Origin of the sequence: Streptomyces sp. GESEQ-35 (assembly GCF_017948485.1) — a bacterium.
GTDB lineage: Bacteria > Actinomycetota > Actinomycetes > Streptomycetales > Streptomycetaceae > Streptomyces.
This window is the reverse complement of record NZ_JAFFSX010000017.1, coordinates 146,694-162,268: the sequence shown is the minus strand read 5'-3', so window position 1 is coordinate 162,268 and position 15,575 is coordinate 146,694. Positions and strand designations below refer to the sequence as shown.

The window sequence follows — 15,575 nt, the reverse complement described above, 5'->3', positions numbered from 1 at the left end:
GACGTGCGCATCGCTGTCACCGGTTCCATCGCCACCGACCACCTGATGGTCTTCCCCGGCCGGTTCGCGGATCAGCTGATCCCCGACCAGCTCGCCCATGTGTCGCTCTCCTTCCTCGTCGACGCCCTTGAGGTGCGCCGGGGCGGAGTCGCGGCCAACATCGCCTACGGCCTCGGCGGTCTCGGCCTCGCGCCGCTGCTCGTCGGCGCCGTGGGCAGCGACTTCGCCGAGTACGAGACCTGGCTGAAGGAGCACGGGGTCGACACCGGGGCGGTCCTGGTCTCCGGCGAGCGGCAGACCGCCCGCTTCCTGTGCATCACCGACCAGGACGCCAACCAGATCGCGGCCTTCTACGCGGGCGCCATGCAGGACGCCCGGGACATCGACCTGTGGCAGCTGGACACTCTTCAGGCCCCCCGCCCCGACCTGGTCCTCGTCTGCCCCAACGACCCGGCGGCGATGCTCCGCCACACCGCCGAGTGCCGTGAACTGGGCCTGGCCTTCGCCGCCGACCCCTCCCAGCAGCTCGCCCGGCTGGAGTCGGACGAGGTGCGGGACCTGGTCGACGGCGCGCGCTGGCTGTTCACCAACGAGTACGAGGCCGCGCTGCTGCGCGAACGCACCGGCTGGGAGCCCACCGAGATCCTCACCCGCGTCGGCGCCTGGGTCACCACGCTCGGCGGCGCCGGTGTACGCATCGACCGCGAGGGCGAGCCGACGCTGACCGTACCGGCCGTCCCCGACGTCCCCGTGGCCGACCCGACCGGCGTCGGCGACGCCTTCCGGGCCGGCTTCCTGGCCGGCCTCGGCCGCGGACTCGCCCTCGAAGCCGCCGCCCGTCTCGGCTGCGTGGTCGCCGCACAGGCGCTCGCGACGGTCGGCTCACAGACGTACCGCATCGACCCGCAGCGCCTGCTGCATACGGCGGAACAGGCGTACGGCGCCGAGACGGCCGGGCAACTCGCCCCCGTGCTCATGGAGTTGGCGTGACCGGCGGACCCGGGCGGACGCCCTGCGGGGACGACGTCCAGCAGGGACGTCCAGCATGACGACCTTCTCCTTCGAGTTCTTCCCCCCGAAGACCGAGAAGGGCGAGCGTGCCCTGTGGGACACGATCCGCCGGGTGGAGTCGCTGCGCCCCGACTTCGTGTCCGTCACCTACGGCGCGGGCGGCTCCTCCCGCGACCGGACCATCGCCGTCACCCGCCGCATCGCCGCCGAGACCACGCTGCGGCCCGTCGCCCATCTCACCGCCGTCGGCCACTCGGCGGCCGAACTGCGCCACATCGTCGGCCAGTACGCGGACGCGGGCATCCGGGACGTCCTGGCCCTGCGGGGCGATCCGCCCGGCGACCCGGGCGGCCCCTGGACACCCCACCCGGACGGCTTCACACACGCCCGCGAGCTGGTCGAACTGGTGCGGTCCCTGGGCGACTTCACCATCGCGGTGGCCGCCTTCCCCGAGCGGCACCCGCGCTCACCGGACTGGGACAGCGACATCCGGCACTTCGTCGCCAAGTGCCGGGCGGGCGCCGACTACGCCATCACCCAGATGTTCTTCCACGTGGAGGACTATCTGCGGCTGCGTGACCGGGTGGCCGCGGCGGGCTGCGACACACCGATCATCCCGGAGATCATGCCCGCCACCGACGTACGCCAGATCCGCCGCTTCGCCGAACTGTCCCGCGCGGCCTTCCCCGAAGACCTCGCCCACCGCCTGGAGATGGCTCGCGACGATCCCGCCGCCGGGCACCGGATCGGTGTCGACCACGCCACCGCCATGGCCGGCCGGCTGCTCGCCGAAGGGGCGCCCGGGCTGCACTACATCACGCTCAACAGATCCACCGCCGCGCTCGACATCCATCGCAACCTCCAGACCTCCAGGAGCCTCCATGTCGCTTGAGTTCACGGACTACAAGGTCGCGGACCTGTCCCTGGCCGGGTTCGGCCGCAAGGAGATCACCCTGGCCGAGCACGAGATGCCCGGCCTGATGGCGATCCGTGCGGAGTACGCCGAGGCGCAGCCGCTGGCCGGGGCCCGGATCACCGGCTCCCTGCACATGACCGTGCAGACGGCCGTTCTCATCGAGACCCTCGTCGCGCTGGGCGCCGAGGTCCGCTGGGTGTCCTGCAACATCTTCTCCACCCAGGACCACGCGGCCGCCGCGATCGCCGCCGCCGGCATCCCCGTCTTCGCGTGGAAGGGCGAGACGCTCAAGGAGTACTGGTGGTGCACCGAGCAGGCCCTGACCTGGCCGGGCCATGCGGGCCCGAACATGATCCTGGACGACGGCGGTGACGCCACCGTCCTCGTCCACCAGGGCGTCGAGTACCTCAAGTCCGGCGAGCTCCCGCCCGCCGGCAACGAGGAACTCGCCGTCGTGCAGGACCTGTTGAGGTCGAGCGGCATCGACTGGACCGCCCTCGCCGACGGGATCCGCGGGGTGACCGAGGAGACCACGACCGGCGTCCACCGGCTGTACGAGATGCAGCGTGCGGGCACACTGCTGTTCCCCGCGGTCAATGTGAACGACGCGGTGACCAAGTCGAAGTTCGACAACAAGTACGGCTGCCGGCACTCCCTGATCGACGGCATCAACCGCGCCACCGATGTCCTGATCGGCGGCAAGACCGCGGTCGTGTTCGGCTACGGCGACGTGGGCAAGGGCTGCGCGGAGTCCCTGCGCGGACAGGGCGCCCGCGTGATCGTCACCGAGATCGACCCGATCTGCGCGCTCCAGGCGGCGATGGACGGCTACCAGGTCACCACGCTGGACGAGGTCGTCGAGACGGCCGACATCTTCGTCACCACGACCGGCAACAAGGACATCATCATGGCCGGCGACATGGCCAGGATGAAGCACCAGGCGATCATCGGGAACATCGGTCACTTCGACAACGAGATCGACATGGCGGGCCTGGCGGCCGTGCCGGGGATCGTGAAGGACGAGGTCAAGCCGCAGGTTCACACCTGGACGTTCCCCGACGGCAAGGTGCTCATCGTCCTCTCCGAGGGCCGTCTGATGAACCTGGGCAACGCCACCGGCCACCCGTCCTTCGTGATGTCCAACTCCTTCGCGGACCAGACCCTGGCCCAGATCGAGCTGTTCACCAAGCCCGACGCGTACCCGGTCGGTGTCCACACCCTGCCCAAGCACCTGGACGAGAAGGTCGCCCGGCTCCACCTGAACGCACTCGGCGTGAAGCTGACGACGCTGCGCCCCGAGCAGGCGTCCTACATCGGCGTCGAGGTCGGGGGGCCGTACAAGCCGGACCACTACCGCTACTGAGGGCGCGCAGGCCCGGCCGTCACTCCGAGCGGTGTCGCAGGAAGAGTGCCGCCAGTAGCGCGCAGCCCGCGAAGGCCGCCCCGGTGGCGAAACCGCCCGTCATTCCGCCGCTGTGCGAGGAGACGGTGACGAGAGCGGCCAGGCCGATCGAACCGCCCACCGACTGAAGGGAGTTGAGCATGCTGGCGGCCGCGCCCGCCTCGTCGCCGCGCAGTCCCGACGTGGCCAGCACGGTCGGCGGCAGCACACAGAAGGCCATGCCCCCGCCGAGCAGCACCAGCGCCGGCAACACCGTGCCCGCATAGCCGTCGCCCGCCGAGAGCGTCGACAGCCACAGATTGCCCGTCACCAGCAGGGCGGCACCGGCGGCCCACAACCGGCGGGCGCCGATGCGCCGTTCGAGCCGCACCGCGGCCACCGCCATGACGGCCATGGTGACCGGCAGCGGCAGCAGGGCCCAGGCCGTGCTGAGCGCCGACCAGCCGTGCTGGTTCTGGAAGTACTGGTTGAGGAAGAAGTACGTGCCGATCAGCGCGCCGGGCACCGCGAGCGTGCCCAGGTAGGCGAGCAGCCGGTCACGGTCGGCGAACAGCCGCGGCACCACGATCGGCTGCTGCGCGCGCCGCTCGACGGCCGCGAACACCGCGAGCAGTACGACCCCGCCGAGCACACAGCCGACGACCACCGGGTCGCTCAACGGGCGCTCGGCGGCCTGCGCCAGCCCGTACACGAGGCAGGCGGCGCCCAGCGCGGACAGCAGCGCGCCGGTCAGGTCGAAGCGGCCGCGGTGGCGGGCGGTCTCGTCGAGGACGAACGGCGCGAGCAGCACGATGGCCAGGCCGAGTGGTACGTCGAGGTACAGGACCCAGCGCCAGGAGCTGAGCGAGGTGAGCGCCCCCGCGAGCAGCAGCCCGCTCGCGGTGCTGACGGCGCCGACCGTGGTGCACAGGGCGATCGCCCGCTTGCGGGAGGCCCCTTCCGCGAACGTGCTCAGCAGCAGGGCGAGCCCGCTGGGTGCCGCGAGCGCCGCGCCGGCGCCCTGCACCGCTCGTACGGCCACCAGGAACTCGCCGGACTGCGCGGCTCCGCGCAGGGCCGCGGCCGCCGTGAACAGGGCGACACCCGTCATGAACACCTTGCGGCGGCCCAGGATGTCCCCGGCCCGGCCGCCGAGCAGCAGCAGGCCGCCGAACGTGAGCAGATAGGCGTTGATCACCCACGACGCGCCCACGGCGGACAGCCCGAGTCCCTCGCGCATGCCGGGCAGCGCGATGTTCACGATCGGGTCGTCGAGCTGGATCATCGCGTTGCACCCGGCGATCACCGCGAGCGCGGCGGCGCCGCGCGCCCGGCTGCGGACACGAGGCCGGGGCGCGGCTCGTACCGGCGACTGCTCCGACACCTGCGCGGTCATGGACGGCCTCCTGACGACGGACGGACGAGGGGCGACTGCCGGTCACCGTCCCAAGCGCCACCGGAGAACCGGTGAAGCATCACTCGAGGAACGCCACAGCGGCGTCGAAGTGCTTCTCCCCGCGGTGGGATCGGCAGCCGCGGTCTCGGCCGGCCCGCCCTGCGTGCCGCTCCCCCCGGAAATCCAGACCGGCCACAGAGCCGCTGGAGTCGCGCCACAGAGACATGACCGGGCCCCGCGCAGGCGGGTTCACTGGCGACCATGCCCCGTCACGTGCTCACCCCGCCGTGCCCGACGGATCCGTTCGAGTCCCGGCTGCGGACCGCGCTGAGGCTCCTGCTGACCGGACATCCGCAGCGGACGGCCGAGCGCTGCGCCCGGCTGCGGACCCGGGCCGCCGCCACCGGGGCCCGCCGCTGGCAGGCCGCGTTCGGCGCGCTGCGTGCGGAGGCACTGCTGTGCCTGGGCGATCTGGCCGCGGCGGAACGGGAGGCCGCGACCGCCGTACAGGCCGCCGACCGCGACACCCCCCTGAGGCTGTGGCCCGTGGCGGCCCTGGTGGAGGCGCTGACGGAGCTGGGCCATCACGACGAGGCGGACCGCCGGCTGCGGCGCGCCGTCCCCGGGCCGCTCCCGCTCACCGAGGACGTCCTGCCGTACCTGAGAGCCCGCAGCCGTCACTTCCTGGCCGTACGGTGCCCGCAGGAGGCCCTCGCCGACGCCCTGCATGTCGGGGAGCTGGCAGCGCTTCAGAAGGGCGGTCTCTTCACGGAGATGCCCTGGCGGACCGACGCGGCCCAGGCACTGCTGCACCTCGGCCGGCCCGACCGGGCCGCGGAACTGATCGACGCACAGCTCACCGAGGCCACCCTCGGCCCCCGCCCCCGCGGCATCGCCCTGCGCCTGCGCGCCGCCGTCGAGGCCCCCGCCGGACGGCCCGCCACACTCGCCCTGGCCGCCGCGGAACTACGCGCCGCCGGGGACCGCCCCGAACACGCCCGGGCCCTGGCCGACATGGCGGACGCACTCCGGGCCCTGGGCGACGACTCCACCTCCGAGGCGGTACTGCACCGGGCGTGGGGCCTGGCGGCAGACTGCGGCGCGGTCCCCCTGTGCGAACGGCTCCTCCCGACAACCGTCGCCTGACCCGAGGGGCAAGCACCCTCACCGCCTCACCCCCACGCGCTTGCGCCTGGTCGGCCGGCCCTCGGCGAGAGGATCAGGGCTTGACGGCGCCGATCCCATGGCTGAACGGCAGGCCCGCCAGCCGGTCGAGCAGCTGCCAGCGGTCCACCTTCAGACCGGCCGCGCCGTACCTGCGGGTCAACTCCTCGCGGGTGTGCCCCCGGTCGCTGTTGCCGGGCACCGCGAAGAACGGACGCAGCCAGCCGGCCGCATAGTGCTCGGCGATACAGAAGCGGCCCCCCGGCCTGAGCACCCGCCCGATCTCGGCGAGGCCCTTGTCGGGGCTGCGCCGGTGGTGGCAGCAGACCGTCGAGACGACCAGGTCGAACGTCTCGTCCTCGAACGGCAGCCGCTCGGCGGGCCCGTGCGGGGAGACGTCCACGCCGGTCAGCCCGGCGTCCGGGAAGCGGAGACCGACGCGCCGCAGCAGCGTCCCGGTGCCACCGCCGACGTCGAGAACGGCCTGCGGCCGAATTCCCTGTGCGCCGACCCAGTCGACCAGCGACTGCTCGACCCGGTCCCGAATACGCTGAACTCCGCTGTCCTCACGGCATTCTCCGACGGACTGCCCGATCACCTTGTCCCCTTTCCCACCCCCGAGTCATAACCGGTTTTCCACGCTATGGAGGGGCCCTTCGGCCACCAACCCCTAAAAGAAATTCTGGGGGCACCGAGAAGCCGGGCAGGGGGGATCCAGGGGCCGTCGGGAGTTGAATTCGGGCGAGGGCCGGTGGCTCAATTCTTATTGTGCCGATCGGGAAATCGGCGGGCCTGCCCGCTGCACGTCCTCCGTCCGATCGAGGAGAGAAGAGATGACTCACCGAGACGACTGCCGGTGCGGATGCGCCCTCGCCTCCTGGGCCGACGGCGGCCCCACGGCCGTCGCGGACGGAATCCTGGGCTGCGGCGCATACGTGCCGGACCGGGTGGTCGACAACACGGAGGCCGCCGCCGCGGCCGGGGTGACCCCGGAGTGGATCGAGTCCAGGACCGGGATCCTCGCCCGGCGGTACGCGCACCCGGACCAGGCCGCCTCCGACCTCGCGGAACGGGCCGCCCGCGCCGCGCTGCGCGACGCCGGCCTGGCCGCCGACCAGCTCTCCCTGATAGTCGTGGCCACCTCCACCCCGGACTTCCCGCAGCCGCCGACGGCCTGTCTGCTTCAGGACCGGATCGGGGCGCGGCACGCGGCGGCCTTCGACCTCAACGCGGTGTGCAGCGGCTTCGTCTACGCGCTGGAGGCCGCCCGCCGCATGGTGCCGCGGGGCGGACACGCCCTGGTGGTGGGCGTGGACATCTACTCCCGGATCATCGACCCGACCGACCGGCGCACCGTCTCCCTGTTCGGCGACGGCGCCGGAGCGGTCGTCGTCGGCCCGGTCACCGGGGACCGGGGCGTGCTCGCCACCCGGCTGGCCAGTCACGGCGAGCACCAGGACCTGATCAAGGTCCCGGCGGGCGGCAGCCGTATGCCCGCCTCCAAGGAGACCCTCCTGGACGGGCTGCACTACTTCACCATGGACGGCCACGGGGTGAAGACCTTCGTCCGGGACCAACTGCCGGGCGCGGTGCAGCGGTTCCTGACCGACGCCGGCGTCGCCTCCACGGAGATCCGCCACTTCGTCCCCCACCAGGCCAACGGCCGTATGATCGACGCCCTGCTGCCGGAGCTGAACCTGCCGCACGCCACCGTCCACCGCACCCTGGACCGCTACGGCAACACCGGCGCCGCCTCCGTCCCCATCACCCTCGCCGCGGCCCGCGACCGCCTCGAAACGGGCGACCTGGTCCTCCTCGCGGGCTTCGGCGGCGGCATGACCACGGGTCTGACGCTGCTGCGCTGGTGACGAGAGGTCAGGTACGTCTCGACCGGTTCTCCAGCGAGTCTTGAGCGGGTCCGGCCTATGGTCGTCAGCAGGACTGTCCGCCGCGGGTCCCGCACGCTCGACCAGAGGGATGTCTATGCGAATTGCCTCACCCACCGCGTCCAGGGCGCACTCCCAGCTCACGCTGGAGGAGGTCACCAAGCGCTACGACGACCATGTCGTCCTGGACCGGGTGTCCCTCACCGTCGGGCCGGGCGAGAAGGCCGGCGTCATCGGGGACAACGGATCGGGCAAGTCCACCCTGCTGCGGATCATCGCCGGCGCCGAGAAGGCCGACAACGGCGATGTGACCGTCACCGCCCCGGGCGGCATCGGCCACCTCCCGCAACGCCTCGAACTGCCCGCCGACGCCACCGTACGGGACGTACTGGACGGGGCGTTCGCCGATCTGCGGGACCTGGAGCGGCGGCTGCACGCCGCCGAGGACGCCCTCGTCGACGACAACCCGCAGCTCCTGGACGCATACGGCGACCTGCTCGCGGAGTTCGAGCATCGCGACGGCTACGAGGCCGACGCCCGCGCCGACGCCGCCCTGCACGGGCTCGGACTGCCCGGACTCGACCGTGAGCGGCCCGTCGACACCCTCTCCGGCGGCGAACGCCGCAGGCTCGCCCTGGCCGCGACCCTCGCCGCCGCCCCCGAGCTGCTGCTGCTCGACGAGCCCACCAACGACCTCGACGACCAGGCCGTCGACTGGCTGGAGAAGCGGCTGCGCGAGCACCGCGGCACCGTGGTGGTCATCACCCACGACCGGGCCTTCCTGGAGGCCGTGACCTCCGCGATCCTCGAAGTCGACCCGGACCGGCGGACCGTCAACCGCTACGGCGACGGCTACCAGGGCTATCTGACCGCCAAGGCGGCCGCCCGGGCCCGCTGGGAGCGGGAGTACCAGGACCATCTCGCCGAGATCGCCCGCCAGGAGACCCTCGCCGCCAACGCCGGCCGCATGCTGGCGATGATCGCCAAGAAGGGACCGTGGGCCTTCAGCGGCTCCGAGCACCACCGGGCCCGCTCCTCCTCGACCGCCACCTCGGGCAAGGCCCGCAACGCCAACGAACGGCTGCGCAGGCTCCAGGAGAACCCGGTGCCCAGGCCCCCCGACCCGCTGCGGTTCACCGTCTCCCTCACCCAGGCGGACGGCGCCGACGGCCAGGAAGAGGCGCTCGCCGAGGTACGGGGCCTGGAGGTGACCGGCCGGCTGCGTCTGGACCGGCTGGCCGTCGCCCCCGGCGAACGGCTGCTGATCACCGGGCCGAACGGCGCGGGCAAGTCCACCCTGCTGCGCGTGCTCGCCGGCGACCTCGAACCCGACGCCGGCACCGTACGGCGGGCCGCCCACACCGGCTGGCTGCGCCAGGACGAGATGCCCAAGCAGCCCCGGCGCTCGGTGCTGGCCGAGTTCGCCGAGGGCCGGCTCGGCCACCCCGACGAGTACACCGACGAGCTGCTGTCCCTCGGCCTGTTCCGCGAGGCGGAGCTGAACCTGCCCGTCGGCTCCCTGTCGGTGGGCCAGCGCCGCCGTATCGACCTGGCCCGGCTGGTGACCCGGCCGGTGGACCTGCTGCTGCTCGACGAGCCCACCAACCACCTCTCCCCGCTGCTGGTCGAGGAACTCGAAGCGGCCCTCGCCGACTACCCGGGCGCGGTCGTCGTGGTCACGCACGACCGCCGTATGCGCCGCGCCTTCCACGGCTCCCATCTCGAACTGAACGAGGGCGCCGCCGTCACCGGCTGACGAGCCGGATCGCGTCCAGCAGCCCAGCCTGCTGTCGTGACTCCTCGTCCAGGAGCCGCAGTCGGGGTTCCACCCGGTCACGGTCGCGCACGGCGGTGGCGAAGAACCGCAGGACGGCCTCGAAGTGGTCCTCGGCGGGGACGGGGATCTCGGTGTGGTCCATGCCGACGGTGAGCCTCAGGACGGGGGAGACGTCGGGCGCCGTCGTGTAGACGTGGTCGACGGCGAGGGTGCCGGCGCTGCCCTGGACCTCGTACCAGGAGCGGTAGTGGTGCTCCATCCCGAACCGCACCTGCGCGGTGGCCCCGTCGGGCCCGGCGAGCAGGACCGCACCGCCGATGTCGACGCCGTACCGCTCGCTGTGCCGCAGGACGGCTCCGGCGACCGTGAGGTTGCCGCCGAGCAGCCGCAGGGCCGCCCGCAGTGGGTAGACGCCGTTGTCGAGGAGCGCACCGCCGCCCAGGGCCGGGTCGTGGCGGGTGTCGCCCTCGGGCCGGGGCGGGATGGTGAACGCGGCCGAGACCGCGCGGAGTTCGCCGAGGGTGCCCGCCGCCAGCAGCTCGCTCACCCTCTGCTGGGTGCCGTGGTGCAGGAACATGAAGTTCTCCAGCAGCACCAGGCCGCGCTCGGCGGCCAGCGCGAACAGTTTCTCCGCGTCCGGGCCGCAGGTCGCCAGCGGTTTCTCCACCAGCACGTGCTTGCCCGCCCGCAGGGCCCGTTCGGCCCACTCGGCGTGCAGCATCGTCGGCAGACACAGATAGACGGCCTCGGTCTCGTCACCGGCCAGCAGTTCCTCGTACGACGACAGCGCCACGCCTCCGAACCGGTCGGCGAACGACGCGGCCCGCCGCGAATCCCGGGCGGCCACCGCGGCCAGTTCGAGGCCGGGAGTGCGGTGCAGCGCCGGCAGCGTGCGGCGGGCGGCGATGTCGCCGCAGCCGAGCAGGCCCAGGCGCAGGGGAGCGGGGGTCACGGACATGGCTTCAGTACAGGGTGTGCGCGCACACCACGAGCGTGCGCAGCTCGACATTGAGGTAGTGGCTGTGCGCCAGCAACTCGGTGAGCTGGGCGAACGTCAGCCACGCGTAGTCCTCGGGCACGTCCTCGTCGAAGCCGTCGGGGGCCTCGACGATCGTGTACCGGTTCACCGCGTGGTAGAAGCGGCCGCCCTCCTCCGACTGTACGGCGTCGTAGTGGATCAAGCCGTCGGGCGTTCCCAGCACATCGGCGAGGAACGGTGGATAGGGCTCGGTGCCCGGGCCCGTGTGGTCGGCGGGACGGCAGTGCACGGTCGGCGCCAGCTCGGCCACGTTGAGGTGGCCCACGTCGACCCGTGCCTGGACCAGGGCGTGCAGGGTGCCGTTGATGCGCTTGACGAGCAGCGCCATCAGCCCCGGCACCTGCGGCTGGATCAGCGGCTGGCTCCAGGCGGCGACCTCACGGTTGCTCGCCGAGATGTCGGCGCCGATGACCTTGAAGCGGCGGCCGCTGTCGTGCCCGATCTCCCGGTCGCCGAACACCCAGCCGTCCTCGGCGACTTCCCCCAGCGGCACCCGGCACTGGACCAGCTCGCGCAGCGCCCGGACCCCGGTCAGCCAGCTGTGGATCTCCGCCATGGTGCCGAGGGCCGGTGCCGCCGGGTCGTGGAAGGAACGCAGCACCGGGTCCCCGGGATCGCCGGCCACGGCGCCCGCCGTCGGCAGACAGGCGAGGATGGAGCGGGCGTCCATGTTGACCACGTTGTCCAGCCGCAGCAGCCGCAGGATCTGACCGAAGGTCAGCCAGCAGAAGTCCGGGCCGGGCCGAAGGTCCTCGTCGATCTCCACGATCATGTTGCGGTTGCGCTTGGCGAGGAACCAGTCGGCCTGCTCGGACTGGAGCACGTCCACCAGCACCCTGGCCCGGCCGCGCTCCATGAACAGGTCGAGGAACGGGATTCCGCGGCCGTTGTGCACACCCGTGAAGTTGCTGCGGGTGGCCTGCACCGTCGGGGAGAGCTGGAGCATGTTGATGTTGCCCGGCTCCATCTTGGCCTGCATCAGGAAGTGGAGGACCCCGTCGATCTCCCGGGCGACGATGCCCAGCAGGCCCACCTCCGGCTGCACGATGATCGGCTGCTTCCAGCCGCGGGCCGGGAGCCCGTCGGCGAGCACGTGCAGGCCCTCCACCGCGAAGAACCGGCCCGAATCGTGCCGCAGATTGCCGTTGCCCTGGTCGAAGTACCAGCCCCGCAGCCCCTCGAAGGGGATGGGGGTGACCTCGAACCGCCCACGGCGGGCGTGTTCGGCCAGCCAGCCCGGCACCCGGTCCACCGGCATGTCCGGACCGTCCGTCACCCGTGCCGAGGCCAGCAGGCGCCGCGCGGTCTGAGCACGGTCCGCGGTCCGCGCCGGGGTGTCAACGAGCATGTCAACGAGCATGATCCAGCGCCTCCGCGATGATGTGGCCGACGGAATCCGTGCGGTCATTGAGGTAGAAATGGCCGCCGGGCAGCACCTGTAGGGCGAACGGGCCGCCGGCCACCTCCGACCAGCGCCGCGCGTGCTCGACGGACACGTTCGGATCGCTGTCGCCGGTCAGCACGGTCACCGGGACCCGCAGCACAGGGACCGGGAGATGGCGATAGGCGCTCGCCATCGCGTAGTCGTTGCGGATCGCGGGCAGCACCATGCGCAGCAGTTCCTCGTCCTGGAACACGACCGGGTCGGTGCCCTGGAGCCGGGTGATCCGTTCGATCAGCGTCCGGTCGTCCAGCAGGGGAGGGGTGTCGTGCCGGGGCACGCCCGGGGCCCGGCGCCCGGAGAGGAACACATGGAGCGGATCGTGCCCCGAGGCGGCCAGCCGGCGGGCGGTCTCGTAGGCGAGCGTGGCGCCCAGGCTGTGGCCGAACAGGGCGAAGGGCTCGCCGGTCCACCGCTCCAGCTCCGGCAGCAGCGCCTCGACCAGCTCCTCGACGGTGTGGATGAACGGCTCGAGCCGCCGGTCCTGGCGGCCCGGATACTGCACGGACAGCACCTCGATCCCGGCGGGAGCGAGCGTGTCGGCGAGCGGGTGGAAGGCGCTGGCCGAGCCGCCGGCGTGCGGAAAGCACACCAGCCGTACGGTCGCGGCCTCGGCGGGCCGGTAGCGGCGCAGCCACACACCGGACGTGGCGGCCGGTGCCTGGGTCGGGGTCGGCGGGGTCACGACGATTCAGCTCCTCGGGACGGCGGGTAGCGGAGCAGCCGGCCGGAGGCCGTGACCTCGGCGAGCGTGGGGGCGGCGGCGTCCTTGGCCGAGTGCATGGGCGGGCCGTCCAGGGTTCGCGGCAGATCCAGCGCCGTGGGCGGTGTGTAGTGGGGGAGTCGGCCGGTGGCCATGGCCTCGGCGAGTGTGGGGGCGGCGGCGTCCTTGGCCGGGCGCATGGGCGGGCCGTTCGGGGGCCGCGGCAGATCCAGCGCCGTGGGCGGTGTGTAGTGGGGGAGTCGGCCGGTGGCCATGGCCTCGGCGAGTGTGGGGGCGGCGGCGTCCTTGGCCGGGCGCACGGGCGGGCCGTCCGGGGGCCGTGGCAGATCCAGCGCGGTGGGCGGTGTGTAGTGGGGGAGTCGGCCGGAGGCCATGGCCTCGGCGAGTGTGGGGGCGGCGGCGTCCTTGGCCGAGCGCACCGGCGGGCCGTCCAGGGCCCACGGCAGATCCAGCGCCGGGTCGAGCGCGTCGAGGTCGACCATCGCCCCGGGCACGTACTCGGTGGAGAGCAGGTAGTTCACGCAGGTGCCCTCCTCCAGGGCGAGGAAGGCGTGGCCGATGCTGCCGGGCATGTACAGGGCGACCCCGTCACCGGCCTGAAGCCGGGTCGCCTCATGGGCGCCGAAGGTCGGCGAGCCCACCCGCAGGTCGACCATCACATCGAGGATCGCGCCGCGTACGCAGGTGACCAGCTTGCTCGCGTCGCCGGGCACGTCGTTGCAGTGCACGCCCCGCAGGACACCGCGCCGCGAGACGGAGTTGTTGACCTGGCGGACCGTGAACGGCAACCCGGTCGCACCGGTCAGCTCGCTGTACTTCGCGGCCTCGTAGAAGTGGCCGCGCTCGTCGGAGATCTTCTCGGGGACGAGCCGGTAGGTGCCGGGTATCCCGGTCTCATCGACGCGCACGGTCACCCGCCGCCTGCCGTGCGGTGCGCTCCTTGAGCGGCTCCCACCAGGGCCGGTTCTGGCGGTACCAGGCCACCGTCTCGGCCAGCCCACGCTCGAAGGGGATCCGCGGCGCGTACCCCAGTTCGGTGGAGATCTTCGTGATGTCCACCGAGTAGCGGCGGTCGTGCGCGGCCCGGTCCGCGACCCGGCGCACCGCCGACCGGTCCCGGCCGCACAAGTCCAGGAGCCGGTCGGTGAGTTCGAGGTTGGTCAGCTCGGTGCCGCCGCCGATGTTGTAGATCTCGCCGGCCCGGCCCTTGGCGGCGACCAGGGCGATGCCCCGGCAGTGGTCGTCCACGTGCAGCCAGTCCCGGCTGTTGAGGCCGTCCCCGTACAGCGGTACGTCGAGCCCGTCCACGAGGTTCGTGGTGAACAGCGGGATCGCCTTCTCCGGGAACTGGTACGGCCCGTAGTTGTTGGAGCACCGGGTCACACACACCTCCAGGCCGTGCGTGCGGTGGAAGGCCAGCGCCATCAGGTCGGACGCCGCCTTGGAGGCGGCGTAGGGGGAGTTGGGCAGCAGGGGGTGGTCCTCGGGCCACGAACCGTGCTCGATCGACCCGTACACCTCGTCCGTCGACACATGCACGAAGCGCCCGGTGCCCGCCAGGGCCGCCGCCTGGAGCAGGGTCTGCGTGCCCAGCACGTTCGTGCGTACGAACGCCGAGGCGTCGGCGATCGAGCGGTCCACGTGCGACTCGGCCGCGAAGTGCACCACCAGGTCGGTGCCGGCCATCACCTGTCCGGTCAGCAGCGGATCGCAGATGTCCCCGTGCACGAACCGAAGCCGCCCGTGGTCGCGGACCGGATCCAGATTGGCGCGGTTCCCGGCGTAGGTGAGGGCGTCCAGCACCACCACCTGGGCCCCGTCGAGGTCCGGATAGGCGCCGGACAGCAGCTCTCTGACGAAGTGCGAGCCGATGAAGCCCGCACCGCCGGTCACGAGGACACGCATCTCCAAGAGGCCTTTCCTGAGGGAGGGACGAGGGGTTACGGGGTCAGGCTGCCGGTACGGCGCGACCGGCGAGCTCGCGCACGTAGTCGCCGTAGCCCGAACTGCCCAGCTCGCTGCCGAGCGCGAGGCACTGCTGGTGCGTGATGAACCCCATCCGCAGGGCGATCTCCTCCAGGCAGGCGATCCGTTCGCCCTGGCGCTGCTCCAGCAGCTGCACGTACTGGCTCGCCTGGAGCAGCGAGTCGTGCGTGCCCATGTCCAGCCAGGCGAACCCGCGGCCCAGCTCGCTCAGCCGGGCCCGGCCCTGCGCCAGATAGGCGAGGTTGACGTCGGTGATCTCCAGCTCGCCGCGCGTGGACGGCGTCAGCCGGCGGGCGATGTCGACCACGTCGTTGTCGTAGAGGTACAGGCCGGTGACGGCCAGGTTGGAGCGCGGCATGGCCGGCTTCTCCACCAGGGAGACCAGCCGGCCGGCGGCGTCCACCTCGCCGACCCCGTACCGCTGGGGGTCCTTGACCGGATAGCCGAACAGCTCGCAGCCGTCCAGACGGGCGACGCAGCTTGCGATCAGGGAGGAGAAGCCCGGACCGTGGAAGACGTTGTCGCCCAGGATCAGTGCCACCGGGCTGTCCCCGATGTGCTCCTCGCCGATGAGGAAGGCCTCCGCGATACCGCGCGGCTCGTCCTGGGCGGCGTAGTCCAGCCGGAGCCCGAACTGCGAGCCGTCGCCGAGCAGCGCCCGGAACATGTCCAGATGGGTCTTCGTCGAGATGATCTGGATGTCCCGGATGCCGGCCAGCATCAGCACCGACAGCGGGTAGTAGATCATCGGCTTGTCGTAGACCGGCAGCAGCTGCTTGGACACGACCCCGGTCAGCGGGCGCAGCCGGGTGCCGCTGCCGCCGGCCAGGATGATGCCCTTCATCGGCCGTGCA

At 72.2% G+C, this 15,575-nt stretch carries 14 protein-coding genes; 6 read left to right on the top strand and 8 right to left on the bottom strand.

Annotation, left to right across the window (positions count from 1 at the left end; translation table 11 throughout):
* Nucleotides 1-3: 3 nt before the first annotated feature.
* The 3 genes from KCH87_RS29270 to ahcY are packed head-to-tail and all read left to right on the top strand — an operon-like array spanning nucleotide 4 to nucleotide 3,290.
* The gene (locus tag KCH87_RS29270; protein WP_210589283.1) at nucleotides 4-990 is read left to right on the top strand and encodes a carbohydrate kinase family protein; all 987 of its coding nucleotides are present in this window, start codon (nucleotides 4-6) and stop codon (nucleotides 988-990) included.
* A 55-nt stretch (nucleotides 991-1,045) separates the two neighbouring features.
* On the top strand, nucleotides 1,046-1,903 hold the full coding sequence (metF, locus tag KCH87_RS29265) for a methylenetetrahydrofolate reductase [NAD(P)H] (RefSeq protein WP_210589282.1): 858 nt from the start codon (nucleotides 1,046-1,048) through the stop codon (nucleotides 1,901-1,903).
* Complete coding sequence (gene ahcY / locus KCH87_RS29260) at nucleotides 1,893-3,290, top strand: adenosylhomocysteinase (RefSeq protein ID WP_210589281.1); 1,398 nt, start codon at nucleotides 1,893-1,895, stop codon at nucleotides 3,288-3,290. Before metF ends, ahcY begins: the two co-directional genes overlap by 11 nt.
* A gap of 19 nt (nucleotides 3,291-3,309) precedes the next feature.
* On the opposite strand, the gene KCH87_RS29255 is transcribed toward ahcY, so the two are convergent.
* Nucleotides 3,310-4,704 carry an MFS transporter gene (locus KCH87_RS29255; protein ID WP_210589280.1) on the bottom strand — a complete coding sequence of 465 codons (1,395 nt, stop codon included), beginning with the start codon at nucleotides 4,702-4,704 and terminating at the stop codon, nucleotides 3,310-3,312.
* 261 nt (nucleotides 4,705-4,965) lie between these two features.
* Between KCH87_RS29255 and KCH87_RS29250 the strand changes: the two genes are divergently transcribed.
* Entirely contained in the window at nucleotides 4,966-5,850 is an 885-nt protein-coding gene (locus KCH87_RS29250; RefSeq protein ID WP_210589279.1) for a hypothetical protein, read from the top strand.
* A 73-nt stretch (nucleotides 5,851-5,923) separates the two neighbouring features.
* On the opposite strand, the gene KCH87_RS29245 is transcribed toward KCH87_RS29250, so the two are convergent.
* Nucleotides 5,924-6,466, bottom strand: a complete 543-nt coding sequence (locus tag KCH87_RS29245; protein ID WP_210589278.1) for a class I SAM-dependent methyltransferase — start codon at nucleotides 6,464-6,466, stop codon at nucleotides 5,924-5,926.
* Between the two features lie 235 nt (nucleotides 6,467-6,701).
* Between KCH87_RS29245 and KCH87_RS29240 the strand changes: the two genes are divergently transcribed.
* On the top strand, nucleotides 6,702-7,736 hold the full coding sequence (locus KCH87_RS29240) for a 3-oxoacyl-ACP synthase III family protein (protein WP_210589277.1): 1,035 nt from the start codon (nucleotides 6,702-6,704) through the stop codon (nucleotides 7,734-7,736).
* A 115-nt stretch (nucleotides 7,737-7,851) separates the two neighbouring features.
* The gene (abc-f, locus tag KCH87_RS29235; protein WP_210589276.1) at nucleotides 7,852-9,510 is read left to right on the top strand and encodes a ribosomal protection-like ABC-F family protein; all 1,659 of its coding nucleotides are present in this window, start codon (nucleotides 7,852-7,854) and stop codon (nucleotides 9,508-9,510) included.
* On the opposite strand, the gene KCH87_RS29230 is transcribed toward abc-f, so the two are convergent.
* Genes KCH87_RS29230 through rfbA form a run of 6 tightly spaced genes read right to left on the bottom strand, consistent with a single transcriptional unit; the run spans nucleotide 9,500 to nucleotide 15,565 of the window.
* The gene (locus tag KCH87_RS29230; RefSeq protein ID WP_210589275.1) at nucleotides 9,500-10,489 is read right to left on the bottom strand and encodes a Gfo/Idh/MocA family protein; all 990 of its coding nucleotides are present in this window, start codon (nucleotides 10,487-10,489) and stop codon (nucleotides 9,500-9,502) included. The two genes, abc-f and KCH87_RS29230, sit on opposite strands and share 11 nt — an antisense overlap.
* Nucleotides 10,490-10,493: 4 nt before the next feature.
* Entirely contained in the window at nucleotides 10,494-11,918 is a 1,425-nt protein-coding gene (locus KCH87_RS29225) for an NDP-hexose 2,3-dehydratase family protein (protein ID WP_210589274.1), read from the bottom strand.
* A gap of 1 nt (nucleotide 11,919) precedes the next feature.
* On the bottom strand, nucleotides 11,920-12,696 hold the full coding sequence (locus KCH87_RS29220) for an alpha/beta fold hydrolase (protein WP_308298941.1): 777 nt from the start codon (nucleotides 12,694-12,696) through the stop codon (nucleotides 11,920-11,922).
* A complete protein-coding gene (locus KCH87_RS29215; RefSeq protein WP_210589273.1) occupies nucleotides 12,693-13,643 on the bottom strand; it encodes a dTDP-4-dehydrorhamnose 3,5-epimerase family protein in 951 nt (316 codons plus the stop codon). Before KCH87_RS29215 ends, KCH87_RS29220 begins: the two co-directional genes overlap by 4 nt.
* On the bottom strand, nucleotides 13,630-14,640 hold the full coding sequence (rfbB, locus tag KCH87_RS29210) for a dTDP-glucose 4,6-dehydratase (RefSeq protein ID WP_210589345.1): 1,011 nt from the start codon (nucleotides 14,638-14,640) through the stop codon (nucleotides 13,630-13,632). The genes KCH87_RS29215 and rfbB overlap by 14 nt, the downstream gene beginning before the upstream one ends.
* A gap of 43 nt (nucleotides 14,641-14,683) precedes the next feature.
* Nucleotides 14,684-15,565 carry a glucose-1-phosphate thymidylyltransferase RfbA gene (gene rfbA / locus KCH87_RS29205; protein ID WP_210589344.1) on the bottom strand — a complete coding sequence of 294 codons (882 nt, stop codon included), beginning with the start codon at nucleotides 15,563-15,565 and terminating at the stop codon, nucleotides 14,684-14,686.
* Nucleotides 15,566-15,575 lie beyond the last annotated feature (10 nt).